The 25,346-nt window shown below is 44.5% G+C and carries 27 protein-coding genes, 2 tRNA genes and 1 riboswitch; of the genes, 5 read left to right on the forward strand and 24 right to left on the reverse strand.

Translation table 11 applies throughout. The features are described from left to right. Nucleotides 1-22 precede the first annotated feature (22 nt). The gene (locus tag M3M37_RS03635) at nucleotides 23-322 is read right to left on the reverse strand and encodes a HigA family addiction module antitoxin (RefSeq protein WP_252795815.1); all 300 of its coding nucleotides are present in this window, start codon (nucleotides 320-322) and stop codon (nucleotides 23-25) included. Nucleotides 323-336: 14 nt separating this feature from the next. Then, nucleotides 337-615 carry a type II toxin-antitoxin system RelE/ParE family toxin gene (locus M3M37_RS03640; protein ID WP_252795816.1) on the reverse strand — a complete coding sequence of 93 codons (279 nt, stop codon included), beginning with the start codon at nucleotides 613-615 and terminating at the stop codon, nucleotides 337-339. A gap of 234 nt (nucleotides 616-849) precedes the next feature. Here M3M37_RS03640 and M3M37_RS03645 point away from each other — a divergent pair, with 234 nt between their 5' ends. Then, entirely contained in the window at nucleotides 850-1,203 is a 354-nt protein-coding gene (locus M3M37_RS03645; protein WP_252795817.1) for a winged helix-turn-helix transcriptional regulator, read from the forward strand. 10 nt (nucleotides 1,204-1,213) lie between these two features. Here the strand turns inward: M3M37_RS03645 and M3M37_RS03650 are convergent, their stop codons facing one another. The 3 genes from M3M37_RS03650 to M3M37_RS03660 all read right to left on the reverse strand — a co-directional run bounded on the left by M3M37_RS03650 (nucleotide 1,214) and on the right by M3M37_RS03660 (nucleotide 2,746). Further along, complete coding sequence (locus tag M3M37_RS03650) at nucleotides 1,214-2,110, reverse strand: MFS transporter (protein WP_252795819.1); 897 nt, start codon at nucleotides 2,108-2,110, stop codon at nucleotides 1,214-1,216. Next, a complete protein-coding gene (locus M3M37_RS03655; RefSeq protein WP_252795820.1) occupies nucleotides 2,079-2,369 on the reverse strand; it encodes an MFS transporter in 291 nt (96 codons plus the stop codon). Before M3M37_RS03655 ends, M3M37_RS03650 begins: the two co-directional genes overlap by 32 nt. 304 nt (nucleotides 2,370-2,673) lie before the next feature. Next, nucleotides 2,674-2,746: transfer RNA gene (locus M3M37_RS03660), tRNA-Gln, on the reverse strand. Between the two features lie 107 nt (nucleotides 2,747-2,853). Between M3M37_RS03660 and M3M37_RS03665 the strand changes: the two genes are divergently transcribed. Together M3M37_RS03665 and M3M37_RS03670 are read left to right on the forward strand one after the other, a co-directional pair. Then, a tRNA-Glu gene (locus M3M37_RS03665) sits at nucleotides 2,854-2,927 on the forward strand. 58 nt (nucleotides 2,928-2,985) lie between these two features. Next, complete coding sequence (locus tag M3M37_RS03670) at nucleotides 2,986-3,189, forward strand: hypothetical protein (RefSeq protein ID WP_252795821.1); 204 nt, start codon at nucleotides 2,986-2,988, stop codon at nucleotides 3,187-3,189. 42 nt (nucleotides 3,190-3,231) lie between these two features. Here M3M37_RS03670 and M3M37_RS03675 read toward each other — a convergent pair whose 3' ends face one another. The 15 genes from M3M37_RS03675 to M3M37_RS03745 form a co-directional block, all read right to left on the reverse strand. Beyond that, complete coding sequence (locus M3M37_RS03675) at nucleotides 3,232-3,684, reverse strand: DUF3021 domain-containing protein (RefSeq protein ID WP_252795822.1); 453 nt, start codon at nucleotides 3,682-3,684, stop codon at nucleotides 3,232-3,234. After that, the gene (locus tag M3M37_RS03680; RefSeq protein WP_252795823.1) at nucleotides 3,684-4,127 is read right to left on the reverse strand and encodes a LytTR family DNA-binding domain-containing protein; all 444 of its coding nucleotides are present in this window, start codon (nucleotides 4,125-4,127) and stop codon (nucleotides 3,684-3,686) included. Before M3M37_RS03680 ends, M3M37_RS03675 begins: the two co-directional genes overlap by 1 nt. A gap of 86 nt (nucleotides 4,128-4,213) precedes the next feature. Further along, a complete protein-coding gene (locus tag M3M37_RS03685) occupies nucleotides 4,214-4,807 on the reverse strand; it encodes an NAD(P)H-dependent oxidoreductase (protein ID WP_252795824.1) in 594 nt (197 codons plus the stop codon). Between the two features lie 32 nt (nucleotides 4,808-4,839). Continuing rightward, complete coding sequence (locus tag M3M37_RS03690) at nucleotides 4,840-5,439, reverse strand: TetR/AcrR family transcriptional regulator (RefSeq protein ID WP_252795826.1); 600 nt, start codon at nucleotides 5,437-5,439, stop codon at nucleotides 4,840-4,842. Nucleotides 5,440-5,542: 103 nt separating this feature from the next. After that, nucleotides 5,543-6,004, reverse strand: a complete 462-nt coding sequence (gene ribH, locus M3M37_RS03695; protein ID WP_252795827.1) for a 6,7-dimethyl-8-ribityllumazine synthase — start codon at nucleotides 6,002-6,004, stop codon at nucleotides 5,543-5,545. Next, nucleotides 6,004-7,209 (reverse strand): GTP cyclohydrolase II, encoded by a 1,206-nt coding sequence (ribA, locus tag M3M37_RS03700; protein WP_252795829.1) that lies wholly within the window; start codon nucleotides 7,207-7,209, stop codon nucleotides 6,004-6,006. The genes ribH and ribA overlap by 1 nt, the downstream gene beginning before the upstream one ends. Next, entirely contained in the window at nucleotides 7,187-7,795 is a 609-nt protein-coding gene (locus tag M3M37_RS03705) for a riboflavin synthase (protein WP_252795831.1), read from the reverse strand. The genes ribA and M3M37_RS03705 overlap by 23 nt, the downstream gene beginning before the upstream one ends. Then, nucleotides 7,795-8,835 (reverse strand): bifunctional diaminohydroxyphosphoribosylaminopyrimidine deaminase/5-amino-6-(5-phosphoribosylamino)uracil reductase RibD, encoded by a 1,041-nt coding sequence (gene ribD / locus M3M37_RS03710; protein ID WP_252795832.1) that lies wholly within the window; start codon nucleotides 8,833-8,835, stop codon nucleotides 7,795-7,797. The genes M3M37_RS03705 and ribD overlap by 1 nt, the downstream gene beginning before the upstream one ends. Before the next feature lie 139 nt (nucleotides 8,836-8,974). Next, nucleotides 8,975-9,107: riboswitch (FMN riboswitch) on the reverse strand. 15 nt (nucleotides 9,108-9,122) lie between these two features. Next, nucleotides 9,123-9,692, reverse strand: a complete 570-nt coding sequence (locus M3M37_RS03715; RefSeq protein ID WP_252795833.1) for a GNAT family N-acetyltransferase — start codon at nucleotides 9,690-9,692, stop codon at nucleotides 9,123-9,125. Nucleotides 9,693-9,726: 34 nt separating this feature from the next. Then, nucleotides 9,727-10,656, reverse strand: a complete 930-nt coding sequence (locus M3M37_RS03720; RefSeq protein WP_252795834.1) for a DMT family transporter — start codon at nucleotides 10,654-10,656, stop codon at nucleotides 9,727-9,729. A gap of 131 nt (nucleotides 10,657-10,787) precedes the next feature. Next, a complete protein-coding gene (gene brnQ, locus M3M37_RS03725; protein ID WP_252795835.1) occupies nucleotides 10,788-12,158 on the reverse strand; it encodes a branched-chain amino acid transport system II carrier protein in 1,371 nt (456 codons plus the stop codon). Nucleotides 12,159-12,573: 415 nt separating this feature from the next. After that, the gene (gene brnQ, locus M3M37_RS03730; protein ID WP_252795837.1) at nucleotides 12,574-13,953 is read right to left on the reverse strand and encodes a branched-chain amino acid transport system II carrier protein; all 1,380 of its coding nucleotides are present in this window, start codon (nucleotides 13,951-13,953) and stop codon (nucleotides 12,574-12,576) included. A 509-nt stretch (nucleotides 13,954-14,462) separates the two neighbouring features. Beyond that, nucleotides 14,463-15,329: a DNA/RNA non-specific endonuclease gene (locus M3M37_RS03735; protein ID WP_252795841.1), complete on the reverse strand. Its 867-nt coding sequence runs from the start codon at nucleotides 15,327-15,329 to the stop codon at nucleotides 14,463-14,465. Between the two features lie 119 nt (nucleotides 15,330-15,448). Continuing rightward, entirely contained in the window at nucleotides 15,449-16,717 is a 1,269-nt protein-coding gene (locus M3M37_RS03740) for a dihydroorotase (protein WP_252795843.1), read from the reverse strand. A gap of 3 nt (nucleotides 16,718-16,720) precedes the next feature. Further along, nucleotides 16,721-17,662, reverse strand: coding sequence for an aspartate carbamoyltransferase catalytic subunit (locus tag M3M37_RS03745; RefSeq protein ID WP_252795844.1), 942 nt, complete (start codon nucleotides 17,660-17,662; stop codon nucleotides 16,721-16,723). A gap of 380 nt (nucleotides 17,663-18,042) precedes the next feature. On the opposite strand from M3M37_RS03745, the gene M3M37_RS03750 reads away from it, so the two are divergent. Beyond that, nucleotides 18,043-18,984, forward strand: coding sequence for a dihydroorotate oxidase (locus tag M3M37_RS03750; protein ID WP_252795846.1), 942 nt, complete (start codon nucleotides 18,043-18,045; stop codon nucleotides 18,982-18,984). A gap of 463 nt (nucleotides 18,985-19,447) precedes the next feature. Here M3M37_RS03750 and M3M37_RS03755 read toward each other — a convergent pair whose 3' ends face one another. From M3M37_RS03755 to M3M37_RS03770, 4 genes are all read right to left on the reverse strand, one after another. Continuing rightward, the gene (locus M3M37_RS03755) at nucleotides 19,448-20,632 is read right to left on the reverse strand and encodes an NlpC/P60 family protein (RefSeq protein ID WP_252795848.1); all 1,185 of its coding nucleotides are present in this window, start codon (nucleotides 20,630-20,632) and stop codon (nucleotides 19,448-19,450) included. A gap of 261 nt (nucleotides 20,633-20,893) precedes the next feature. Beyond that, on the reverse strand, nucleotides 20,894-22,243 hold the full coding sequence (locus tag M3M37_RS03760; protein WP_252795850.1) for a glucose-6-phosphate isomerase: 1,350 nt from the start codon (nucleotides 22,241-22,243) through the stop codon (nucleotides 20,894-20,896). A gap of 5 nt (nucleotides 22,244-22,248) precedes the next feature. Beyond that, nucleotides 22,249-23,151: an ROK family protein gene (locus M3M37_RS03765; protein WP_252795851.1), complete on the reverse strand. Its 903-nt coding sequence runs from the start codon at nucleotides 23,149-23,151 to the stop codon at nucleotides 22,249-22,251. Between the two features lie 129 nt (nucleotides 23,152-23,280). Next, nucleotides 23,281-24,456, reverse strand: a complete 1,176-nt coding sequence (locus tag M3M37_RS03770) for a class I SAM-dependent rRNA methyltransferase (RefSeq protein WP_252795852.1) — start codon at nucleotides 24,454-24,456, stop codon at nucleotides 23,281-23,283. A gap of 112 nt (nucleotides 24,457-24,568) precedes the next feature. On the opposite strand from M3M37_RS03770, the gene M3M37_RS03775 reads away from it, so the two are divergent. After that, a complete protein-coding gene (locus tag M3M37_RS03775) occupies nucleotides 24,569-25,342 on the forward strand; it encodes a Cof-type HAD-IIB family hydrolase (RefSeq protein WP_252795853.1) in 774 nt (257 codons plus the stop codon). The last annotated feature ends 4 nt before the right edge of the window (nucleotides 25,343-25,346 follow it).

A 25,346-nucleotide genomic window follows, 5' to 3' on the forward strand; every position in this document is an offset into this window, starting at 1 on the left:
TTTTTGTAGTTTCAATATTCAATTAGGCTGATAAATGCTTAATTGGTTTAATTTTGGTGTATTCCTTAACGGCATCATCATCTAAGTTACGTAAATCAACAGAATTTTGCATGTTTAAAAAGTAAGTTTCGCTAGCGCCAAAGTATTTACCTAAGCGAATTGAGGTATCCAAACTGATTTTTCTCCGATCATGCAGGATATCCTGAATTCTAGAGGTTGGTACATCAATGTCTCTTGCCAACTTTGAAGCTGAAAGTTTGTAGGGAATCATGAACTCTTCTTTTAAAATATCCCCCATCGTGATTTTTACTGCATCATTCATAATAATTCACCGTCCTAATGATAATCTGTAATTTCAACGTTATCCAATTTATTTTTCTCAACTGTAAAACAAATTCTATATTTATTGTTAATTCTAATACTAAATTGCCCCTCTCTATCTCCATGTAACTTTTCGAGATGATTAGAAGGTGGCACTCTTAGATCATTATAGTTGTTAATCCCAGCTAACATAACTAATTTAATTGCAGCCATTCTCTGAATTTCAGTTGGTAATTTGTTGGGTTTTCCCTGAAATAACTTCCGTGTTTCCTTATCTTTAAATCTAATTTTCATATGATAAAAAATTCCCATTTTATATTCTATAATCCTACACGTTTCACGTGTACGCGTCAATAATGTTTTCATACTAGCTTAAATAATTAATTAGCGAAAAAATTAAACTCTGTATGGGATATATTACGAAAAATATTACGGTTTCTATTTAAAATAAATATTAAAGGTCCCAAGTTTATTGGTAACCAATAAATGAACTATACTGAGATAAATATCTTTAAGGAGCTGATTTTAATGAATAACGCTACTAAAAGTGAACTTAAACATCATGAAATTTGTCCGCTAGATAGTACATTAGCAATCCTATCTGGAAAATGGAAATCAATCATTTTGTGTAGATTAATGAATAAGGATCTTCATTTTAATGAATTGAGTCGTAGTATTAACAAGTGTTCGCGTAGAATGCTCGCACTCCAATTAAAACAATTGATTAACGATGATATAGTAAAAAAGAACGTTATGATTAAAGATCAAACAAATGTAACTACCTATTATTCATTAACACATTTAGGTAAGTCATTGGTTCCCTTAATTAAGGAAATGGATAAATGGGGAGAAAATTATATTAAGAAAGAACAAAATAAATAATTTATTATTGTTAATTTTTGTTCTTTAAAAGATTTGTAATAATCATGGCAACGAATAATCCTAATGAAGCCATTAAGCATACCCCTGTAAATCCAAATGATTCATAGATAATTCCTCCTATTCCGGAACCAAATGTTAATCCTAAATACAAAAATGAACTATTCAATGACATTAAAGTTGATCGATTTGATGGAACAACATTAACAATATACGCATTTAAAGACGTAACTCCAAATCCTTGAGCAAAAGCTAATAGAACAAGTAATATCAAAATTAGCCAAATGTTATTTTTAAAAACAATAAAACCCAAAATTAATATAATGGAAAAAATCGCATTTAAATTAATCGATTTTTTCTTTCCTAAAATACTCATTACCCTTCCACCAAAAAAACTAGCAATGAAATTAGATAAACCATATGCAACAAACACATATCCTGTCATTGCAATGTTTAAATTAAAGTCACTTTGAATATAACTTCCTAAAAAAGTATAAACACCGTAAAATCCAATCATCCAACTCAAAGTAATCATTAATGCCGGAACTGCATTTTTTGCTAAAAATACATTTTTAAATGAAGTTAAATAAGAAAATGGCTTACCGTTAATCGGATTTTGTTCAGGTGCAAATAAGATTAACAAAAAAGCCAACAAAGTTAATAATGCCGATCCCCAAAATGCCATATGCCAATTGCTTAGTTGTGCAAGCGTGGTTCCTAATGGAACTCCGACTGCAATTGAAAGCGATAATGCAGACATTACAATTCCCATAACCATATCCAACTGTTTACCATCAAAGTTACTACCGATAAATGCCCAAACATTAGGTACAAATAATGAAGCACCAATTCCGGCAATTGCACGATATATATAAAACTCAATTAAGGTGTGAGAAAATCCACATAACAAAGTGCCAACCAAAAATATTGAAATGCCAATAATTAACAACTTTTTTTTTGTATCGATTTCCTAATGGCCCAAATAACGGAGACCCCACGGCAAAACAAATTGCATAAATAGTGACTCCATAAGCGGCCAAAGTAATTGATGTAGCAAAACTATGAGCAATTTCTGGAAGCATCGGGGAGATGATAAAGGAATCAGCTCCAGTTACAAATACTCCAAAAAATAATCCTAAAATAGTGAAAAACTTTTTATTCTTTGACATCTAATGATTCCCCTTTCATTTCCTAAAATTTAGATCTTAAATAAAATTCATTCAAGTGAATAAATAATTACTAGGTAACATTTTATTGTTAATTAAAATAGTAGAGCCTAAAAAAGAGACATCCAATCAATTTGAATGCCTCTTTATTTTTATTGTGTTTAACAGCTTTATGATTATAACGATCTTCATTTGCGTGTTACGAAAAATATTACGAGTGAACCGAAAACCAGTGAAACCCAAGGTAGCAAAAAAGCCCGCCGTAGCGAGCTTTTGCAAGTGTATGAAAATCAGTGAAAACACGTAATTGGGTATACTGGATTCGAACCAGTACATTATGGATTCAGAGTCCACTGCCTTACCAGTTTGGCTAATACCCAATAAGTACATTAAATATACTACAATGCCAACGGAAACTTGTCAAACATTAATTCAATTGACTTTTATCATCGCGGAGAGTAAAATAAAACCGTTATATGATGATTATTGCCCGTTGGTCAAACTGGTTTAAGACGTCGCCCTCTCAAGGCGGAGTTACGAGTTCGAGTCTCGTACGGGTAATTACTAAAAAGTCGCTCATTGAGCGGCTTTTTCTATCACTTAAATTGTGAGGTTATTAATGATCTTCTTATTTTTTGTTTTTCCCTTGCTCTTGTTACTAGCAATCATCTCTGGCTTTCGGAGTAACTGTTGTGGATGTCTAGGAATCATCTTCTTTTTAATTATCCTTTGCTTTTTCATCACTTACTTTTGGCTCTTCGCCGCCTTTGCAATTGCTAGTTTGATGATTTATGCCGCTGTCAGTTACTTTAATCACAATTAAAACCGACGAACCTCTCAATTTCGAGAAGTTCGTCGGTTTTTCTTATTTCTTCGCTAATTTTTGGTTAATTTCCGCAATCGTTTGCCGGGCCTTTCTCATTTCAATCATCCACATCACCACGTAGATGATGATGAAAATGATGGTAAAGTTTGCAAAATAAGCAAAATTAAATGGGAACCATTGCGAAACAACCGCTAGGGTCGAAAAAAGCACGTAGGTCACGATAAAATGCAAAACCGTTTTCTTAGTGATGCTCCAGCGTTCGACCCAAAAAATCAAGCTACTCAGCGAAAAGACGACTCCCATTGCCATCCACATTCCTCCGGCCACCGCCGTGGCTGTCAATTCCGAATCAAAATGACTGATAAAGGCCGGACTAGATGGAAACAAACGATTCAAACTGTTTAGTTTTGAAAACAACATGGCTAACCAAAAACCAATAAATAGGCCGCCAATTGCCCCGCTAACTGTATAATTCCAAATCCGTCTCATCATTAATCCAACTCCTTTTTCATTTTCTGCACAAACCGCCGGGAAGCATAGCTAATCTGCCCCGTTTTCAAACGTACCTCGTACTGACCCGTCCGACTCAGCGCCAATCGATCCAGTACCGCTAAATTCACAATTTCAGCACTCGAAATCTGAATGAACTGATGCCGGGGTAACGTTTTACGTAACTGATAAATCCGTTGTTGCAGCCGATATTTTCCTGTGGCTGTTTCGGCATAGACCGCTTTATTTTCGGTATAAATCCGAATAATTTCCGCTACCGGCAACGCAAACGACTGTTGGTTCTGATAACCAGTTATTACGCGCGGTCGTCCCCACTGTTCGACTTCTGTCGCTAGTTTTTGCAACTCTTCGTCCTTTTGCTCAGCGTGTAACGTTGCAAATGGTTGGACAAATTGGGGCTGTAAATCAAATTCAACTTTCATCATCTTCCCTCCTTGCTGATTAGCTTAGCAAGCCCAGCTGATAAAACAATGGCTAGTTGGTTAAGTGGTCAGTTTGTGCGGATAAATGGTTAGTATGGATTCGATTTTAAAATGGGAAGTCGCTCAATTTTTTGTAGAAAACGTTCTCGAGATTGCGGAGTACTTTTTTTAATACTACCGAAATTGACCCAGTGGCGGTTGCGCATTCCCACCTGTTTTAACGTTTGATTGACAAAAACCCGTTGCAAATGATTGCCCATCATATATTTCAAATAGAAGGTTGGTCCCTTCGAAGTGGTAATTACATATGTCTGTTTAATATTAGTTAATTGACCAGTTAATCCAGTGGCTTTTTCTTCATAACTAAAATGCGGCAGCATAACTTTATCAACCAAACCTTTAACGATGGCGGGAACGTCATTCCACCAAATTGGAAAAATAAAAATAACTTGCTGGGCTTCTTTAAACGCCTGCTGATATTTTTTCACTAAGGGATCGAGTGCCTTTCCTTCGTGATACAACGCTAACTCAGACTGAGAAAAAGCAGGATTAAATTGTTCCAAATATAAATCTAACGTTTGAAATTCCATGTGATTGGACTGCAACTCGGTAGTTACGGTATTAAAAATCGCATGATTAAAGCTTTGTGAATACGGATGGGCGTAAATAACTAATGTTTTCATGAGAACTCCTTTGAGTTATATTCTTCTAGCTCTTATTTAATTTTGGGACTAGCTTTACCATCGCCATCGATGTAAATCTTAATCATCGTTTCAATTTGCATGCTAATTTTCCGTTCAACAAACTGATTTTGTTCCTGATGTTGCACCAAAATAGCTAACCCAACGATGAAACTCCAAAAATGAATCATGATTAGATTAAATGGACTTTGTAACTGATTCTCTGCTTTCAATTGTTTCACCAACTGAGTAAATTTATCCAAGCCTGGAGCATTATAATTACATTCCACCATTCCAGTCTCTAAATTAATCGGTACATCTTGATCCGGATAAAACAGTTCCGCAAAGTAATTAGGATGATTAGTTGCAAATCGAACCACGTTTACCCCTAACTGAACCAAAGCTTGATCAGCCGATTGCTTATCTGCTACTTGTTTGGAAATTTCATTTCCAAACAGCAATGAAATTTCCTGCTTTAACGCCCATAGGTATTCATTTTTATTTTTAAAATGACGATATGGACTATTGTGGGTTACCCCACATTGATCTGCTAGCTGACGTAGAGAAATATTTTTACTTCCAGATTGGTCAACTATTTCTAACCCTGCCTGTAATAATTTTTGGCGTAGATTCATAAATTCTCCCTTCTTGTGGACAGTGTCCACCAAAATATACCATACCTAAATAAATTAAGCAAAATAAAAAGAACGGTTCCCCGTTCTCATCCAAGCGTAATCGTTAAATTTGGTCTTCCACGCTAAGCATTTCTAACAAACCTTGCGCACACTCACTTCCTTTATTCCCAGCCTTACCGCCAGCTCGATCCAGCGCTTGCGCCATGTCATCCGTCGTCAGCACGCCAAACATCACCGGAACGGGACTAGCTAACGAAACCTCCGCAATCCCAGCCGTAGCTTGGGAACACACGTAATCATAGTGTGAAGTGGCGCCACGCACCACGGCCCCTAAAGCAATCACACCAGCTACGTTTCCGGATTCACTCACTAACTTAGCGACCCGCGGAATTTCAAAGGAACCTGGGACCCAGTAAACCTGGATGTCCACATCTTCCACCCCACATTGTTTCAGGGTGGCGATCGTTCCGTCTAGCAACTTTTGCGTCACCAGTTGGTTAAACTTAGCCACTACAATTCCCACTTTGCGTTCGTTCCCGTTCAAGCTTCCCGTTACCATTTTCATTAGTCAATCTCCTTTAGCATGTGCTGCATCTTGTGTTTTTTCGTTTCTAAGTACGCCCGGTTCGTAGCATGTGGCGGAATTTCTAACGGCACCCGCTTTCGGACTATGATTCCAGCGCTCTCTAACTGCTCAATCTTATCCGGATTATTAGTCATTAAATCAATCGTCGTAACTCCTTGATCACGTAAAATAGCCGCCACCAGCTCATAATCACGTTCATCCGGTGCAAAGCCCAGTTCCTGGTTAGCTTCTACTGTATCCAATCCCTGTTCCTGCAGGCGATAAGCCGCTAATTTATTGGCTAAACCGATTCCTCGACCTTCCTGCCGTAGGTACAAAACGGCGCCGTGGCTATTAGCCGAAATCGTTTGGAACGCCGTGGCTAATTGCTCGCCACAATCACACCGTAACGATCCCAGTACGTCACCGGTGAAACACTCGGAATGAACGCGTAGTAACAACGGCTCGTCCGCCGTCACTCTACCCTTACTAATCAATAATGCCGGTTCTTCGTTTGTAGTCGTTTGATACGCCGTCAGTTGAAACGTCCCAAATTGTGTCGGCAACTGTACCGGTTCCAGGCGTTGCAATTGTTGCTGCACCTGCTCTTTCCGATAAGCCTGTAAGTCGGCAATCGTGATAAATGGATATCCCTGCCGTTGGGCAAACTCCTGTAACTCCGCCTGACGCATCATGGTGCCATCCGGTCGCAAAATTTCAATGATGACTGCCACCGGCATCGCTCCCGCCAATTTGGCTAAGTCGACGGCAGCTTCCGTATGACCGTTCCGAGCGAGCACCCCACCTTGCCGTGCTTGTAGTGGAAAGAGGTGCCCAGGGTGATAAAAATCATCATGAGTGGCGTGGGGATTAGCCAATCGCTGGATCGTGGTGGCTCGGTCTACCGCCGAAATTCCCGTGCTGGTCGCCTTGGCATCCGTCCCCTGCAAAAAAGCCGTCCCAAAGGCATCCTGTTCGTGCGCCATTGGCTGTAACCCAAGTCGTTGCACCTGCTCCGGCGCCATCGGTACACACAACAACCCGCGGGCCTGTGTCACCATCCGATTCACCGTTGCTGGCGTCATCTTTTCAGCCAGTCCAATTAAATCGCCCTCACCTTCGCGATCCTGATCATCAGCTACGACCACCAAGCCCCCTTGTTGTAACTGACGAACGGCGGCCTTAACGCGTTCTGCTCTTGTCATCACTCATCATTCCTTTCACGTATTTGGCTAAAACATCCGTTTCTAGGTTAACCAGGTCCTCCACTGCCACGTCGCCTAAATTAGTCTGCTGCAACGTGTGCGGAATCAGACTAACTTCAAAGTCCTGCGGTCCCACATTTGTCACGGTTAAACTAACGCCATTAATCGTGACCGAGCCCTTTTCCACAATCTCTGCTCGGTACTGACTAGGTAATTCAATCCGCATCCGGATGGCGTTTTCGTCTTGGTCTAACTGCACCACTGGAACCGTAACGTCCACGTGCCCTAACACAAAGTGACCGTCGAGACGTTGGGTCGCTAATAAAGCTGGTTCCAAGTTGACGGATGCTCCCGATTTTAACTGTTTCAGATTTGTGCGGTTAGTCGTTTCCGGCATCACATCCACGCTAAACTCCCGTTCGTCATAACCCACGATCGTCAGACAAATCCCGTTCACCGCGATGCTATCCCCAATCCGACTCTGCCATTGGTGCGGCAAGGGACTGGCAATCGTCATCCGGCCTGAATTAGCAGCGGAATCCCACCGTCGGATTTTCCCGGTACCTTGAATAATTCCTGTAAACATCATTCTCTCCTTAAATCTAAGCGCCAATCCCGGCCTAATTGCTGTTCTTGAACTGGCACAAACTCAACCGGTCGCCCCTGATAATCGTTAAAGGCCGCTAGCCCGTGGCCAAGCACGATTGGAGCTCGATATACCACCAACCGATCAACCAAAGCAGCCGTTAAAAAGCGGGATTGCAAGGTACTCCCACCCTCAACTAACAGGGATTGAACCCCTTGCTGCGCCAAAAAATTAACGATTGTTTTCGGCTGCCACTCCAAATCTGGAACCACACGCACGTTTGCTGGCCACTCACGCTGACTCGGTTGCCGACTTAAAATCCAGGTCGGTGCTTGGTCATCCCACAGGTGGAGCTGCGTGGGCAACTGGTCGGCATCATTTACTACTGCCACTCGAACCGGGGGATAGTCCAAAGATTGGTTGCGAACCGTCAGTTGCGGATCATCCACTAATAGGGTGCGTTCGCCCACTAAAATGGCTTGTTGCTCAGCTCGCAGTCGTTGACTATCTTGGTAAGCCGCTTTCCCGGTAATCAACGTCCGTTGCTGGCCCATCTGATTCATTTTACCGTCCAGCGTCAGGGCCATTTTCAACGTTACCAAGGGGCGCTGGTGTTGATAAAAGAAGTTGTAGGCCTGGTTCAAGTCCCCCGGGTCATTAACGACGGTAACATCAATGCCAGCTGCCTCTAACATTCGTTTCCCCCGACCGGCAACCACCGGATTTGGGTCTAGTTGCCCAATAATGACTCGTTTAATTCCGACCTCAATTAACTTAGCCGTACACGGCGGCGTTTTCCCGTAATGACTGCAGGGCTCTAAAGTCACCACCATCGTGGCGCCCTCAGCCAGTTGCGGATCCGCTAACTGCCGTAGTGCGTTAATCTCAGCATGGGGTCCTCCAAAGCGCTGATGATAGCCGGTGGCCAGCACCTGACCATTTCGGACAATCACAGCTCCGACCACCGGATTAGTATACGTGTGCCCGCTTCCTTGCCGGGCCGCCGCTTGCGCTTGTTGTAACAATGCGATTTCGTCCAATTTGTTTTACCCCCTCATTTTCATGGCAAACAAAAAGCCCCACAGTCAAAAACTGCGGGGCTCCCGTTTTTTAAGTTAATGCAAAGAAGCTTTTCGACCGAGTCCGTGCCCATGAGCACCTCCTGGTCCAAAAACTGTTTGGTTTCTTCTCCCATCCAGACTATACTGTCGGTTCTAGACTCTCACTAGATCCACCGCACGAATGCGGGTCACGGACTTCGACTGTTGCCGTTACCGTCGGTCGGGAATTACACCCTGCCCCGAAGAAACTGATTTAATTGTCGCTTTTAATATACCTGACTTTGAGCTAATTGTCCATCCGGTTTAAATTTCAGCCAGTAGTTCGCGTCCACCTGACTCCCATCGTAAAGGGAAATCTGGTTCGGCACCACGTGATCTAACTGAAAACCAGCTCGTTGAGCCACGTGATTGCTGCGTTGATTTAACACCGCCACCACAATTGTAATCGCATCGAGTTGCAAATCCGAAAAACCATATTGACACAGTGCGAGCACGGCCTGGTGCATGATGCCATGACCCACGGCTTGATTAGAGAGCCAGTAGCCAATTTCGGCGTTTTGTTGCCCGGAATCCAGTTGGTCGTACCGATTAAAACCGACCATGCCGACCGGTTCGTCGTGCCACAAAACAATTAGTTGTAGCGAGCGGTGCTGCTGCGCCTGCGTGACCAACTCCTGTAAAAAACTAATTTCACTAGCAGTTGTGGTTGTCGCCGCCCATGGCAACCATTGCTGTAATGTCTCCCGATCTTTAGCAATGATGGCTGCTAACCGCGGTCCATCCGTTTCCGGTTCCGGCGTGCGCAACGTCAGTTCGTCATTCACAATTAGTTCCATCTGAATCCCCCCTTAGGTTGGAATCAGTATAAACTCATTGTGATAACTGGTCAACTTGGTGCCGTTCGGAGTACTGCAAGATGTAGATGGCTACGATGATTAACACGGCCCCAATCATTTCCACGATGTTTAAAGTAGCGTGGAACCAGAAAATACTAATCACGAAGGTAATTACCGGCTGAATCGCATCCACCAAACTAATGGCAGCAGATGACGTGTAGCGAGTAGCGTAAATAATGGCGGGGAACGTAATCAACGTTCCAAAGAAGATGATTCCGAGGATTCCGAGCACGCCACCCATGCTGAGGTGCGGAACCCCCACCCAGATTGGTTGGTGGAGGTTAAAGGCCAAACTGGCAATCAAAGTTCCCCAACCCAAGATCACAAAGGGCGGGTTATCCTTCCCAATTTCCTTCGGTAGCACCACGTAACCCGCGGCCGTAATCCCGGAAATAATTCCCATGACCAAGGAAATCATCGGAATTGATAATTCGTTCAAGTTCCCCTTTGTCACGGCCAAAAAGACTCCTAATAAGGCCAAAATAAAGACGATCAAGTCTACTTTGCTCGGGCGTTGTCGTTGAAAAATCAAGGCCCCCAGGAGGATAAACAGTGGCGCTAAGTACTGCAAGATGGTAGCCATGCTGGCACCGTTACTGCCCCCTTGTTGAATGGCCACGTAAAAACTCCCCATGTTCCCGGCTAGTCCAAACAACCCGTAGGCGACTAACCAGCCAATCGAACGCCAACTCTTAAAGACGCCAAAGATTTTACCGCGATAAATAATCGCACTTAACCCCAGCAAAATCAGACTAGCAATCGTCGTCCGGGCCGATAAGAACCAACCAGCCGGAATCGTTTCGTTCTGTGAGACAAACTGCTGCAACGTTCCTGAAAAACCCCAGGATACGGATGCAAAAATGGCAAATAGTAACCCTTTCGTAGCTCGATTCATTGATTTCATGATTTTTCCTCCTAATTTTCTCACCTTAGCTTACATAGAAAAATTACAAAGGTAAACAATCCATGTCACTTTTTGCTACATCAACTAAAAAAGAGCCCCATTCCTAAAGCAATGGTGACTCTCAGTTTAATTTAGTTCGTAAGCGCCTTTTTCCCGTAATTAAGCAGGAGGCTCAAGATTAACCCAATGATTAAGAACGGCACAAAGTCCAAGCCCACTTGATACAGTGGAATCGTGTGTAAGGCCCATTGATCGATCGTAGTCAACGGAGTCCAGCTCAAGAGCGGTTTGGGCAACGTGTGGATGAAATCAAGCAGAGCTGGGATCAAAACAATTCCGGTAGTTACCCGGTAGATTAACGTTTTCGTCCCTAACAGTGGTTTTAACAAGCCCAACAGGATTAAGGTAATCGCTAAGGGGTACAAGAAACTCAGTAACGGGGCTGAGTATTCGATAATCTTTTCCAATCCGAAGTTAGCAATCAAAAAGGCAATGGTGGTTGCCGCTAGTAAAATCTTGTGATAACCAATCTTAGGAAGTTGGCGACTCAAATCCTGAGCCAACGAAGTTAACAGTCCAATCGCCGTGGTTAAACAAGCCAAGAAGGTCAAGGCTGCTAATACCCCAGCTCCCATGATTCCGGTGTAGTGCCGCATGATGATTGTAAAGGCGGTTCCCCCGTCAGCACTAGCCTTAGTAAAGGATAAACTAGCAGCTCCCAAGGCAATCAAGAAGGTGTAGATTAAGGCTTCAAAGCCCATCGTGAGGCCTCCCACCTTGGCAACTGACCAAGAGCGATCCCGACTGGATTGTCCAAATGCTTTCAGCGCCGTAATGATGGTAACCCCAAAGCCTAAGCCGGCTAAGGCATCCATCGTGTTGTAACCCTGTAAGAAACCGTTAATCAACGAACCGGTTCCCTGACCGGGTTGCGGCATCAATGGAAGTCCCCGAATGTCACCGTACAATAAAAATGCAACGACGAACAGAAAAACCATCAGTAAAATAAAAATCGGGTTCAAAACTTTTCCCACGTTTTTGGTAACGCTCCCTTCGTGGTAAGCCAACCCAAAGGTGAGGGCAAAGAAGAACAGCGAGAAAATCAGGAGCGCTGGGGTTGCCCAAGCCTTCGGAATAAACGGTTGTACTCCCATCGAGAAGGTAACCGTCGCCGTCCGGGGCGCTGCAATTAACAGACCCAGCGAGGCGTGGGTTAAAACCAAGAAGCCAATTGCAAAGAACTTGCCGGCTGGCAACGCCAAGTCGTACATACTGTTACTTTGCGTAATACTGAGGGCTAAAATGGCAAACAACGGCAGTAAAATCGCCGACAGTAAAAAACCAATCGCCGCTGGCAACCAGTTGTGACCCGCAATTTGGCCGAGATGAATGGGAAAGATTAGGTTTCCAGCTCCAAAGAAGAGTCCAAATAGCAGTGAGGCTAAGATCAAATATTGTTTAAAACTCAGCTTGGACTGAGATTCCGTAGTAATCGTGGTCATGATGCATCCTCCTAGTGTAATTCATAATTGTCACTCCCTAAGGACGTGTGACCGTGGTACCACCTTATTTTCCCCCAGCTTCACAGCTGGGGGCTCTGCGAGTATGTTAGTTCAAAAAGAAAACGCCCTGTACTGCTCTAGAAACAGTCCAGGACGTTCTCACGTGTTACCACCCATCTTCCCAATCACATTGATTGGCTCCAGGTATGTAGTTAAAACTAACATACTCAGTGCGATAATGGGCACTCCCAACAACTACTCGGCTTTTCGCAGTTGCAACTTGGAGGTTACTTTCATTTACAAGCGGCTGATTCCCTTTGCACCACCCGGGAACTCTCTTACAGCCACTGGAAAACTACTCTCCTCCGCTTTGTTTTTCGAATTAATTAGTTGTCATTAATTTACAGGAACTCGCTTAGTTTGTCAAACTCTTTTTTAACTTTTGTTGTTGCCAACAAGCAACCAAGCTGCTTCCCACTAATCCTACTAACAGGAATGGAATGAAATATAATCCGAGCTTAAACCACGGAATCACCGCACTGCACCAATTGTCGATAGCCGTGACGGGCGCTAATTGGTGCAACACCGGTGGCAACGTATGCAAGCAGTCTAAACTGGCTGGAATCAGCACTAGTCCCACCGTTCCACGATAAACCACCGGATTTTGTTGTACCCATTTGTTCAAAAGTGCTAAGGCGATTACGGTAATGGCAATCGGATACAGTAGGCTTAGGATGGGTGCTGAAAAGGCAATGATTTGGTCTAAACCAAAGTTGGCAATCGCAAAGGCAATCACGTTCGCCCCGATTAAAAACTTGTGATACCCAATCCGCGGGAACCGATTCCCCAGGTCCTGAGCAAAAGAGGTTAAAACTCCGACCGCCGTCGTTAAGCACGCCAATAACGTTAACGTTGCTAGTAAAGCAGCGCCAAACACCCCAGTATAGTGCGCCATGATTTGAGTAAAGGCGGTACCCCCATCCGCACTCGCTTTGGTGTAGCTAAGGCTAACCACCCCCAGGGCAATTAGGCCCACGTAAATCACTGCTTCTAAGCCCATCGCTACCAAACCAATTTTAACAATGTTTCGACCCTGGTGACGATCAGACTTCGTGTACGAGCGCACTGCAGCAATGATGGTAACGCCAAAGCCTAAGCCGGCCAGAGCATCCATGGTATTATAACCTTCCAAAAATCCGGTTACTAACGAAGTCGTGCCCTGACCGGCAGCGGGAGCTAGCGGTAAGTGAGTCACGTCGCCGCGAACCAGGAATGCAACTACAAACAGGAACAGGATTAACAAAATAAACAACGGATTTAAAACTTTCCCCACACTGTTGGTAATGCTGGTTTGCCGGTACGCCAATAGCACAATTACTAAGAAAAATAACCCCGAAAAGACCAATAACGCTGGATGCTGCCAGCTAGACGGCAAGAATGGTTGGACTCCCATCGTAAAGGTGACCGTTGCAAGTCGCGGTGAACCAATCAAAAGCCCCATTGATCCATGGGCCGCCAGTAAAAATAGTAAAGAAAAGGTGCTTCCCACCGGCAACAACAGTTCAAACATATTTTTACTTTTCGTGATTCCCAGTGCAAAAATGGAAAACAGGGGTAATAAGATGGCTGATAGTAAAAAGCCGATGGCGGCGGGAACCCAATTGACCCCGGCCGTTTGCCCTAGATGAACCGGAAAGATCAGATTCCCAGCTCCAAAGAAAAGCGCAAACAGCAATGAGGCTAAGACCATTAATTGCTTACCCTTTAATCGTTGTGGCGTTTCTAACTCATTCATGTAAAATTCTCCTGACTTTAGTTTAATCAAATGCAACTAAGAAAAAACGCCCCTGTTCAATTACTGAACAAGGACGTTAAAAACGCGGTACCACCTTACTTAGCTAGTGGTCCGGATCCACTAGCCATCTCTTGAGTGCGGCCGCCCAGCGGTTTCTTAGCTCCCGGTAGTCTTGCAAACAAAAAAGCGCCCTAACCATGCTTCATGCACAGTCCAGGACGCTTTTCCACGTGTTACCACCCAGTATTTCCCGCTTCATAATGAAACGGCTCTAAGTACGGTTGCTTGGCAACGATACTCGTTTGCGATAATGGGCAATCCCAACAACCACTATTAAACGTTCGTGGTTGCAACTTGTAGCTGATCTGTCTAAGTGGATAAACATTCTATCGCACCAACCTAGAACTCTCTTTGATTATGGCACTTAGAACTGGGCTACGCTTCGTTTTTAATTTTTCTTAATTGTTAAATTTCATTCTACGGAAGTTTCTAATTTTGTCAACCGCTTTTTAAAAGAAATGATGGTGGTTCACGTGAACCTTGTGGTGCCGATAGCCCCCGGCAACCTTGTGATAGGATTTGGCGTGATAATTCTCATAGTTCATCGGCGTCGGCACGTTCATGTTGTGATCAACCGTCGACCGCCCCGTTGCATAATCAAAGGCCAAGCCCGGTTGGACGTTGTACAAGTACCGGTTCAAATGAAATGATCCATCCGTGCTGACAGCCTGCACCCAGACCCCCTTGGCCATCAGGTCATTCCCCTGAAAGACGGGCGTAACCTGATAAATCACTTTTTTCCCCGCCGATAAAGCATTCCGAACCGCTTGCTCGTTAATTGTCATCACCTTTTGGTTTGCAAACGCCGTTTGGGTAAAGAGGTTCTTCGGATTATCAATCGAGCCCTTGGCGCCTGGCGTGTACTTCCCGTTTTGGTTCAAGTTAAAGGTACAAGTGTACGCAATTAGGTGCCCCCGGTTCACCGGATAAACTCGTTCGCCGTTAACCCGTTTGGGTTGGTTTGACCAGCCTGTGGGTTTAAAGACCTGAGCGGCTCTTCCTTGTGATTTGCCTAAATTATCCTTGGTTAGGTAAGCCGTGGCCGTTCCCACCCGGTTTAACTGATCTAGATTAGAAAAATCGATGTGGCTGACTGAATAATCAACCGGAGCAATGGTATCCGGTTGGTCGTTGTTCAAGACGTCATAGGCCGCGGAACCAGATTGATAGTTAGTTTGTTGTAATTGTTGATAGAGCGCCGTCGTTTGTGGCGCCGTGGTCACTGCCGTTTGGGCGTAACTAACGGTCGCTTCCGCCCCTAAACTCAGGGTGACGCCGGCGACCAGTCCCACCAGCCAGTGCATGATTTTTTTCATCGTTTTTCTCCTTTGAGTCCGAACGTTTGTTGCCCTCATCTATCTTACGGGAATCTCTGTCAGCTGTCAAAATGCCCAAACTAAAAGCCAGAGCGTGCTCTGGCTTTTACCATTATTTTTTAATCAACTAGTTCGCCGTTACAAATCGTCTTAAAGTGTTCGACAACGACCGGAGCGCCGATAAACGGCGTATTTTTCCCTTTTGATTGCATTTCAACTTCAGTAATCTGCCGGTCAACCTCTAAGTCCCAGATGGAAAGGTTGGCCGCACTTCCGACCTTAATGTCCGTCGGCGCCGGAATCGCAAAAATCCGGGCAGGGTTGAAACTCATCCAGTTCAGCAATTGTTCCAGAGAAACCGTTCCTGGCTCTACCAGCTGCGTGAACAACAGCGGAAAGGCCGTTTCCAGTCCCGTAATCCCAAAGGCACTATCCTTAAAACTGTTGCCCTTGTCCGCTACCGTGTGCGGGGCATGGTCGGTCGCAATCATATCAATCGTACCGTCCAGTAAGCCGGCTAACAGGGCCTCCCGGTCTGCTTTAGTCCGCAGGGGTGGATTCATCTTAAACATCGGATTATCGTTCTGAATCATGCTGTCATCCAGCAACAAGTGGTGCGGGGTCACTTCGGCCGTCACGTGAATACCATCGGCCTTGGCCCGCCGAATTAATTCCACACTACGAGCGGTGGAAACGTGACAAACGTGATAGTGCACACCAGTAACTCGAGCTAACTCTAGATCCCGGGCCAATTGGCTCGTTTCTGCGACGGAAACCGCCCCCGGTAAGTGCAACTCTTGAGCGCGTTGTCCCGCGTTCATCACTCCGCCATTCATTAGAGCGTGATCTTCAACGTGAGCAGCGAGTGGCAACCCGGTTTGAGCAATTGCTACCATCGCATCGTACATCGTTTTGGCAGTTTGAATCCCAATTCCATCATTACTAAAGCCGATGGCGCCAGCGGCTTTCATGACAGCAAAATCAACCAGTTCATCGCCCCGTTCGTCCACGGTCACGGGTGAATACTGTAACACGTTAATTTGCGCCTGTTGCTGGTTTTTAGCAATCATCTGGCTTAATTGTTCCGGCGTGTTCGGCACCGGCGTTACGTTCGGCATGGCACACACGGTCGTGTAGCCACCGTGCGCAGCGGCTGCGCTTCCCGTAGACACCGTTTCCTTAGCTGTTTGTCCGGGATCTCTGAAATGAACGTGGACGTCCACTAAGCCGGGTAAAATGGCTTTTCCGGTCGCATCAACCACCGTTTGATCGGGTTGATCCAAGTTTTCGCCGATGGCTGCAATCTTGCCATCCTCGATTAAAACATCACCAGGCACCAGTTGTTGGTCTTGATAAACCTGACCATTTTTCACTAATAACTTTGTCATCGCTTATTCTCCTTTGATTTCTGCGGGATTGATCAAACCCTTGACCACCAACACGTCCGTTAAAATCGCCATCCGAATGAAGACTCCGTTTTCCATCTGTTTAAAAATCCGAGATTGGGGCTTTTCCACCAAACTAGAATCAATCTCAATCCCCCGATTCACGGGTGCCGGGTGCATGATGATGGCCGTCGGCTTTAAGCGGGCATACCGTTCCTTAGTGAGTCCAAATTTTTGGTGGTAGCTGGCTTCATCAAAGTCCCGGAGTTCAGTTCCCAACCGTTCCTTTTGCACCCGCAAGAGCATCATAACATCAGCATTCTCCGCTGCTTCATCAATCGTGGTGTAGTTCCCGTATTGTTCAAACTCGGCGTTATACCATTGTTCTGGCCCAGCAAACGAGACGTGGGCCCCTAGTCGGGTTAATAATGCCATGTTGGAGCGGGCGACCCGGGAGTGGTTCAAATCTCCCACGATGGTGATGTTTAAGTCTTTGAACGTGCCAAACTCTTGGTAAATGGTCATCATGTCTAGCAACGATTGGGACGGATGTTGCCCACTCCCGTCTCCCCCGTTGACAATGCTAATGTCTAAGTCATCAGCTAACAGTGATTGGTAGTATTCGTTTTCCGGATGCCGAATCACGGCCACGTCAACGCCAATCGCTTGAATCGTTTTGATAGTATCCCCCAGCGTTTCTCCCTTAGTCACGGAACTACCGTCAGCCACGAATTGTAAAACCTGCATCCCTAGCTTGCGTTCGGCCATTTCAAAGCTGGTGTGAGTCCGCGTACTGTTTTCAAAAAATAAATTCATCGCAAACGTTGGTCGCTGTAACCGAACCGTTTTGCCGGCCTGAAACAACTGCGCTAAGCGAATCTTATGTAGAACGTCTGCTTCACTTAAATCACTAACTGAGACCAAATCATGTTGAGCTGCATTCACCATTGGTTCCTCCTCATGCTTGTCTTGCTAACAATAAAGGGACATGCCCAAATTAACCGAGCATGTCCCTAAATAAACAGCGCCAGCTAACTTGTCAACCTCTCTGGATTGAATTAAAGCACCCGCTTTATCGAGTTGTCTAATTGGTGCTTACTTTAACGAATTTAAGCGCAAAAGTCAATCCTCCGCTGCTTGACAAGCTCGCCCTTCTTCAGTAGGATTAATACAATTAATCTTAATTTGGTTCAGAGAGACCAAGAGATCTTCAGCATGATAGTAAAATTACGCAGTTAGTGCGGTCTTTTTCTCTGAACCAGGACCGTACTAACTGCGTTTTTTCGTTAAACGGCACTGCTCTCCAGCAGTGTGCAAAGGAGAAGAGTATGACTGCAATTGACTTAAGCGCAACGATTGGAAATGAAACCTTTCAGCACCCGTTGATTAACGCGGCCGGAGTGTGGGACGAAACCGCAACAGAAATGAACGCGGTGTTAGCGTCAGACGCCGGCGGTTTAACCACTAAGAGTGCCACCCTCGCCCCACGAGCGGGAAATCCCCAACCTCGTTATTTTGATACTGACCTCGGGAGCATCAACTCGATGGGATTGCCTAACCAAGGTTTAGCGTACTACCTTGATTTTATCGCTAATACCGATACGAACAAACCAATTGATTTATCCGTAACCGGAACCAAAATGGCAGATCAAATTGACGCGCTCAAACAAATTCAAGCCAGTGATTTTGCCGGACTATGTGAACTAAACTTGTCATGTCCCAACGTAGTGGGTAAACCCCAAATTGGGTACGATTTAGAGGCCACTAAAGAAATTTTGGACCGAGTATTTGCCTTCTACACCAAGCCCCTGGGAGTTAAACTACCACCCTACTTTGACCTGCAACAGTACGATGCCATGGCCGAGATTTTAAACCAATACCCGTTGACTTACATCAACGCCATTAATAGTGTGGGGAACGGGCTCGTGGTCGATCCAGAAACCGAACGAGTGATAATTAAACCTAAGGGCGGATTTGGTGGCATCGGGGGAAAATATATCAAGCCGGTAGCGTTAGCCAACGTCCGGGCTTTCCGGCAACGTCTGCGTCCGGAAATCAAGATCATCGGAACTGGTGGTGTCACCACAGGAACCGACGTCTTTGAACTGATTCTCTGTGGGGCTGACATCGTGGAATTAGGAACGGTGGTCATGCAAGAAGGTTTGGATGCCTTTGCCCGCATTAACCAAGAGTTAGCCGACCTCATGGCAGCCAAGGGTTACCAAAATCTAGCTGATTTCCGGGGTCACTTACAAGAATATGATGCTTAATTAGAACCTAAAAGGCACCGTGTCACAATCGACACGGTGCCTTTTTAGATTGTTGGTAAACAAATCTAGGTTAAATCCGAACCTATAGTGGGTTAAACGGACTTGTTCTGCTCCTTTCTTTTCAGAAGTTGAAGTGATTCTTGTAGATGACGCGGTAACAGTTCTTGTAACTAACCGATGCTTAACGGATCTATACATTCAATCCTTATCTTTTGGATTTCATCTAATAGAGCTTCAAACCGATTTTAGTTAAATTCTTTTAGGTAGCGGTTGATAAAAATAAAAAACATATCAGCTGAATATCTAATATGTTTTAAGTTCATTTTAAAATTTTAGAATCAAAACCTTAATTTCATTTTCAATTAAAGATTTCACTTCATAATGAGAAATAGCAGATGGAATATTCATCATTAGTAATAAAAAAACACTAACCGAAGTTAGTGTTTCTTAAAAGTTTATTTGATTATTCGAATGAACCCCAAGCTACCTTGTGAGTTTCACGAACTGGGCAGTATAACTTGTCACCGTTGTAACCAGTGTATTCAACCCAAACATGCCCATCTTTGACTACGTAACCATCGTAACTGATTTTAGCTCCGGCAGGAAGGTAACCAGTAATCTTGTCCTTCAAACTAGCTGATTTCCGAACGGCGATTTGAGTGTCACCGTTGATGAAGTAACCAGTTTCAGGGTTAAACTTACCTTCGTTTGATGATTGGGAAACCAACTTAGCATCAGTAAGAACTGGTTTAGTTTCAGCAGCTGGTTGTTGATCAGCATTAGCAGTTTGTGCTTGCGTGTCAGCTGCTGGTTGGTCAGTGTTAGCGGTATGTGCTTGGCTGTCATCAGCAGCTGGTTGTGCGGCTGCTTGTTGATCAGTATTAGTAGTTTGTGCTTGGCTGTCATCAGCAGCTGGTTGTGCGGCTGCTTGTTGATCAGTATTAGTAGTTTGTGCTTGCGTGTCAGCTGCTGGTTGGTCGGTATTAGCAGCTTGTGCTTGGCTGTCATCAGCAGCTGGTTGTGCGGCTGCTTGTTGTTGATCAGTGTTAGCAGTTTGTGCTTGCGTATCAGCTGCTGGTTGGGCAGTATTAGCAGCTTGTGCTTGTTGACCATTGTCAGTAGCTGCTGCTGATTGACCTTGCGTTTGTGCTTGGCTTGGTTGAGCTTGAGCAGCAGAAGCACCACCACCAACTCGGCCGTAAGTTACTTGACCTGGGAAGTAAGAAATGGAGTCACCACTAATTACACCGCGGTTTTGAGCATCCAACATTTGACCGTTTCCTTGGTAGATACCAACGTGGTAAATTCCACTACCATCGTTGAAGAACACTAAGTCACCAGCTTGAGCTTCGGAAGCGCTAACTGGTTGAGCAGCAGCAGCTTGAGCAGCAGCAGTCCGTGGTAAGCTAACTCCATTTTGACCGTAAACATATTGCGTGAAACCAGAACAGTCAAATCCACCAGGATTGCTTCCACCCCAAGCGTAAGAAGTTCCAACGTGTTGTTGTCCAGTTGAGATAACATCGGCAGAAGCAGTATTGCTACCAGCAAACATGAAGGCACCTGCCATCATTGAAGTTGCGATTCCGGCGAACAACCATTTCTTTCCTGCTTTGTACATCTTAAAGTGAACTTTAGTGTTTTTCATAATAACGATAATCTCCTCTTCGAAATTGTCTTTTTAGGTTTTAATTTAATTAACTTACAAGACATATCTTAGCATGGCAAAAATCATTTGTGGGTGCTTCAACTTGTTCTTAATCTAACTGTAATCGTTTTGAAATATATTGCGAAAATATTAAGAAATACTTAAGTCAGGTCAAACCAGGCTACTCTAACCTTAACCAACCTTACAGTCCATAATAAAAGTGGAGAACGTCAAAAACATCCTCCACTTTCATTACTGAAATTAATCAGTTTCTTTTTTTAATTTAGCAGCTAATTCTTCGTAGCCGGGTTTACCTAGCAAAGCAAACATGTTTTGTTTGTAGGCTTCCACTCCTGGCTGGTTAAAGGGATTAATTCCATTTAAGTAACCAGAAATGCCAACGGCTACTTCAAAGAAGTAAATTAAGTACCCCAAGCTGTATTCAGATTCGTCAGGAATTTCGACCGTCAAGACCGGAACTCCCCCATCGTTGTGGGCTAAAACCACTCCTTCGTACGCTTTGTCATTCACTTCATTCAAAGATTGACCCTTCAGGTAGTTCAACCCATCCAAGTTATCTGCTTCCATTGGAATGTCAACGTTGTAAGGTGGCTTTTCCACTTTGACAACCGTTTCAAACAGATTCCGCAGTCCTTCTTGAATGTATTGCCCTAACGAGTGCAAGTCCGTCGTAAAGTTAGCAGAAGAAGGATAAATCCCCTTCTGATCTTTACCTTCGGATTCACCCATCAGTTGTTTCCACCATTCGGCCAACATCCGCAGGTTTGGTTCGTAATTTTCAATTAATTCCGTTACGTAACCCTTCCGGTACAGAATGTTACGTAAGGCAGCATACCGGTAGGCGTCGTTCTTAGTTAAATCAGCGTCTTGGTAATTTTGGGCTGCATCAGCAGCGCCGTGCATTAATTCGTTTAAATCGGCTCCCGTAGCGGAAATCGGCAATAAACCAACTGGCGTTAAAACGGAGAACCGACCACCCACGTCATCTGGAATGATAAAGCTTTCGTAACCGTTAGCTTCAACTTCTTGGCGTAAAGCACCGTTTTTAGCATCCGTCGTAGCGTAAATCCGGTGGTTAGCTTCTTCCTTACCATACTTCTTAATCAATTTTTCTTTAAAGATTCGGAAGGCAATCGAAGGTTCCGTCGTCGTTCCCGATTTAGAAATTACGTTGATTGAGAAGTCCCGGTCGCCCACGAAGTCTTGGAGTTCTTGTAAGTAAGAAGCGCTCAATGAGTTCCCGGTAAAGACCACTTGGACGCCCCGGCGTTCTGACTTCGGTTTGGAATTGTAGAAACTTCCGTTTAAGAAGTCTACAGCCATTTTAGCCCCTAAATAGGAACCACCGATTCCGATTACGACCAACACGTCGGAATCTTGCTTAATTTTTTCAGCAGCTGTTTGAATCCGCGCAAATTCTTCGTGATCATAATCCGTTGGTAACGTTAACCAGCCCCGGAAGTCAGCTCCCGCACCAGTTCCGTTCCGTAATTCTTGGTCGGCAGCGGTTACTAAGGCTTGCATTTCTGGTAACTCGTTTTCGTGAACAAATTGAGCAACCTTCGAATCATCAAATTTAATGTAAGCCATCTGTGCTACTCCCCCACTTCAATATTCTTCTTTTCGTCATCAATTGCTTTTTGGGCTAACACAAAGTCACCAAATGTAGCAGAACCGTTGTGTTGAATTTCAGGACCCGTAATGTATTTTTCTAATGAACCCACGCTAAGGTAGTTGTTAAAGATTAAGGTAAACTGAGCCCGGACTTTGTCGATAAATTCTGGGGTGCAGACTCCTCCACCTAACACAACTTTGTCAGGCCGGAAAGTGACCGTTAAATCAACTACTGCTTGAGCTGCATAGTAAGCAATGATATCCCAAGTTGGATCAGAAATTGGTGTATCTTGCCCCTTCACACCGTTCCGAGCTTCAAAAGTTGGACCGGAAGCAACTCCTTCAAGACAGTCACCATGCCATGGACAAGTTCCCTTGAAATCAAGGTCATCACGATGGCGTTTAACCTTGATGTGACCAAATTCAGGTGTCCCCTTAACCCCTAAGAAGTCACCGTTAATCACTGAACCCATTCCGATTCCAGTTCCAATCGTAATGTAACTAACCGACTTGATGTTTTCATCATGGCGCTTAGCACTTACGTATTCACCGTAAGCAGAACCATTTACATCTGTCGTCCAGAACATGGGAACGTGGAAGCTTTCCTTCATCTTGCCTAAAAAGTCGATGTTACTCCAACCCTTTTTCGGCGTCTTAATGATCCAACCGTAGGTATCAGAGTTTTTGTCGATATCAATTGGACCAAAGGAAGCAATTCCAAAGGCATCAATGTGATCAAATTTCTTAAAGTACTTTACAGTTCTTGCTAATGTTTCGTCAGGAGTTGTGGTCGGAAATTGGGTTTGGTCAACCACGTTAAAGTTTTCGTCACCAACCGCACACACAAATTTAGTTCCACCAGCTTCAATACTTCCATATAACATAATCTTATCCTCCTTGGACGGTAATTCATCTTACAATCTTATTATAGGGCTGGAAAAATTGGAATGCAATAACTTTTGTAAACGTTTACACAAAGTTTTTAAACTTTCGCTATTTCTAGTGGATTTAAATTACCGTTGGAACTTAAACCAGAGTCCTTTAATCGGGCTTTCACGTTGGTATTCGGGGTTAAACGGGAAATCCAGTGGTTGCTTGAAGGCTTCCTTTTCGATGAAAGATTGGCCCAATTGTTGCAAGGCCGTTTGTGCAGCTTGGCGCAAGCCCTTGATGGTTACCGCGGGCGTTTCAGTGGTAATGAAGACGTCCGCTTCTTTAGTGGCTAACGTAAAGACCTGTTGTAACAAATTATTCAAGTCCTTGCGGATGTTGAAATTCCCTTTTTTGGAACGCAGAAAGGCGGGTAAGTTAATCGTAATCACGTCAAATTTCAACTCGTGCTTAGTGGCGTAATCCAAATACCCCAGCAGGTCCATGGTTCGAACTTTCGGCATCTTTTGGGTAATTTCGTTAGCACTCAGTTCTGCCACTAGGTTCGTCTTCGCACTATTCTTTTGGTCCACGGCTTCACTTTGCACCGCTCCCCCAATAATGGAAGCCGTCACAAAGCCGGTTTGGTCAAACAACAGGTGCAACGCTAATTTAGCGTGTGAATTGTTCTTCAATTGGTGTCGAACTTCCCGGTAGGCTAAATCCAATCCCGGTTTCATTCCCCCGGCCAGTTGAATTTCGTAATTAATTCCATTTTCCGTTACCACTTGTTGTTGCTGAGGAAAAGCGGCTAAGTCGGTTACGGGCGTAATGGCCGCTTGGGCTTGGTACCGTTTTAACTCGTACACACCCTTGTATTCGTCTAGGACCTGATTTAGAGCATCCATAATGAAAGCCCGTTGGTGGTAAAGTCCAGCGTTTTCCCAAGTTAATAGGATCTGTCCATCGAAATTATCAATGGCTAAACCACCTAAGCCATCCCCAATGCCATTAAATAACCGGTAAGCCGTTACCCGTTGACCCACTAACGGAGCACGGAGCTGAAATGCCTTCTGGAAAAGTTGTTCAAAGAAGGCCGCGTTAATGGCTTGGTTCTCCTTGCGACTCAAAATCCAACCAATCCCATTGCCTTCTTGGGCTAAGTAAGCACTGGCAACAAAGTGCCCGCTCTTTTGTAACGCCACAAATTCACCGTTGTCCGTCGCATCAACTGGTTGTTCCAAATCCTTTAAGCTTAGTTTAGGATAGCCACCTTCAATTTTACTGGCAGCAGCACCTGTAATTTCAATTGCTCGCATCTGAATCCCTCGTTTTTCTATAATGTAGTTAGTTTCATTGTAACTTGAATCATTACCAATTAGTAGCGATTGAATGTTATAATAAAAACTTGTTTTGAAAGGAGTCCCATTTATGTATAAATATTTAGTTTTCTTTGATCTCGATAGTACCCTCTTTGATAAAAACTCCCAGGTGACGGACGAAGTCGCGGAAGCCATGGATCAAATCCGGGCTAAGGGAGGCTTGCCGGTCATTGCCACCGGACGAACTCTCTACGAAATCCCGGAAACCCTTAAAAAGACCAAAATTGACACGGCGGTTACTTCAAACGGTGACCACGGAATGTACAAAGGCAAGGAACTCTTTGAACGTCGGATTGACCCTCACACCATCGACGAACTCGATGACTTTGCCAAACAACACGGCAACTCCATCACCGTCCTGGATCAAGAAGGTAAGGGAGCTTCTCGTCACGACGTACTCTTGAAGAAAGCCTGCGCATTTGTCCACGCTCCCCTTCCCAAATTAGTCGACCGTCAGTACTGGTACGACCGGCCGATTGACATGATGTTTGTAACGACGACCGACTTGGACGACGTCTACGAAGAAAAATTTGGCGACCGGCTAAGTTTCTACCGGAACTCACCATTTAGTATCGACGTGGTTGACCACGGAGCTTCTAAGGCCAGTGGGATTAAACAACTGATGGAAATGACCGGCTTAACCGGCATTCCAACTTACGCCTTTGGGGATGGAAACAATGACATTCCGATGCTAGATTTTGTTGACCACCCCGTTGTAATGGAAAATGGACGTGAACGTGTCAAGGATCATGCAGAATTTGTCACCACTGCCAACACCAACCACGGGATTGTCAATGGTCTGCGTCATTTTGATTTAATTTAACCAA

Origin of the sequence: Fructilactobacillus carniphilus (assembly GCF_024029675.1) — a bacterium.
In the GTDB taxonomy this organism is placed as follows: domain Bacteria; phylum Bacillota; class Bacilli; order Lactobacillales; family Lactobacillaceae; genus Fructilactobacillus; species Fructilactobacillus carniphilus.

Coding starts and splice junctions, on each gene's coding strand:
- M3M37_RS03635 (WP_252795815.1), bottom strand. CDS start 322: ATGAATGATGCAGTAAAAATCACGATGGGGGATATTTTAAAAGAAGAG.
- M3M37_RS03640 (WP_252795816.1), bottom strand. CDS start 615: ATGAAAATTAGATTTAAAGATAAGGAAACACGGAAGTTATTTCAGGGA.
- M3M37_RS03645 (WP_252795817.1), top strand. CDS start 850: ATGAATAACGCTACTAAAAGTGAACTTAAACATCATGAAATTTGTCCG.
- M3M37_RS03655 (WP_252795820.1), bottom strand. CDS start 2,369: ATGTCAAAGAATAAAAAGTTTTTCACTATTTTAGGATTATTTTTTGGA.
- M3M37_RS03670 (WP_252795821.1), top strand. CDS start 2,986: ATGATCTTCTTATTTTTTGTTTTTCCCTTGCTCTTGTTACTAGCAATC.
- M3M37_RS03675 (WP_252795822.1), bottom strand. CDS start 3,684: ATGATGAGACGGATTTGGAATTATACAGTTAGCGGGGCAATTGGCGGC.
- M3M37_RS03680 (WP_252795823.1), bottom strand. CDS start 4,127: ATGATGAAAGTTGAATTTGATTTACAGCCCCAATTTGTCCAACCATTT.
- M3M37_RS03685 (WP_252795824.1), bottom strand. CDS start 4,807: ATGAAAACATTAGTTATTTACGCCCATCCGTATTCACAAAGCTTTAAT.
- M3M37_RS03690 (WP_252795826.1), bottom strand. CDS start 5,439: ATGAATCTACGCCAAAAATTATTACAGGCAGGGTTAGAAATAGTTGAC.
- ribH (WP_252795827.1), bottom strand. CDS start 6,004: ATGAAAATGGTAACGGGAAGCTTGAACGGGAACGAACGCAAAGTGGGA.
- ribA (WP_252795829.1), bottom strand. CDS start 7,209: ATGACAAGAGCAGAACGCGTTAAGGCCGCCGTTCGTCAGTTACAACAA.
- M3M37_RS03705 (WP_252795831.1), bottom strand. CDS start 7,795: ATGTTTACAGGAATTATTCAAGGTACCGGGAAAATCCGACGGTGGGAT.
- M3M37_RS03715 (WP_252795833.1), bottom strand. CDS start 9,692: ATGGAACTAATTGTGAATGACGAACTGACGTTGCGCACGCCGGAACCG.
- M3M37_RS03720 (WP_252795834.1), bottom strand. CDS start 10,656: ATGAAATCAATGAATCGAGCTACGAAAGGGTTACTATTTGCCATTTTT.
- brnQ (WP_252795835.1), bottom strand. CDS start 12,158: ATGACCACGATTACTACGGAATCTCAGTCCAAGCTGAGTTTTAAACAA.
- brnQ (WP_252795837.1), bottom strand. CDS start 13,953: ATGAATGAGTTAGAAACGCCACAACGATTAAAGGGTAAGCAATTAATG.
- M3M37_RS03735 (WP_252795841.1), bottom strand. CDS start 15,329: ATGAAAAAAATCATGCACTGGCTGGTGGGACTGGTCGCCGGCGTCACC.
- M3M37_RS03740 (WP_252795843.1), bottom strand. CDS start 16,717: ATGACAAAGTTATTAGTGAAAAATGGTCAGGTTTATCAAGACCAACAA.
- M3M37_RS03745 (WP_252795844.1), bottom strand. CDS start 17,662: ATGGTGAATGCAGCTCAACATGATTTGGTCTCAGTTAGTGATTTAAGT.
- M3M37_RS03750 (WP_252795846.1), top strand. CDS start 18,043: ATGACTGCAATTGACTTAAGCGCAACGATTGGAAATGAAACCTTTCAG.
- M3M37_RS03755 (WP_252795848.1), bottom strand. CDS start 20,632: ATGAAAAACACTAAAGTTCACTTTAAGATGTACAAAGCAGGAAAGAAA.
- M3M37_RS03760 (WP_252795850.1), bottom strand. CDS start 22,243: ATGGCTTACATTAAATTTGATGATTCGAAGGTTGCTCAATTTGTTCAC.
- M3M37_RS03765 (WP_252795851.1), bottom strand. CDS start 23,151: ATGTTATATGGAAGTATTGAAGCTGGTGGAACTAAATTTGTGTGTGCG.
- M3M37_RS03770 (WP_252795852.1), bottom strand. CDS start 24,456: ATGCGAGCAATTGAAATTACAGGTGCTGCTGCCAGTAAAATTGAAGGT.
- M3M37_RS03775 (WP_252795853.1), top strand. CDS start 24,569: ATGTATAAATATTTAGTTTTCTTTGATCTCGATAGTACCCTCTTTGAT.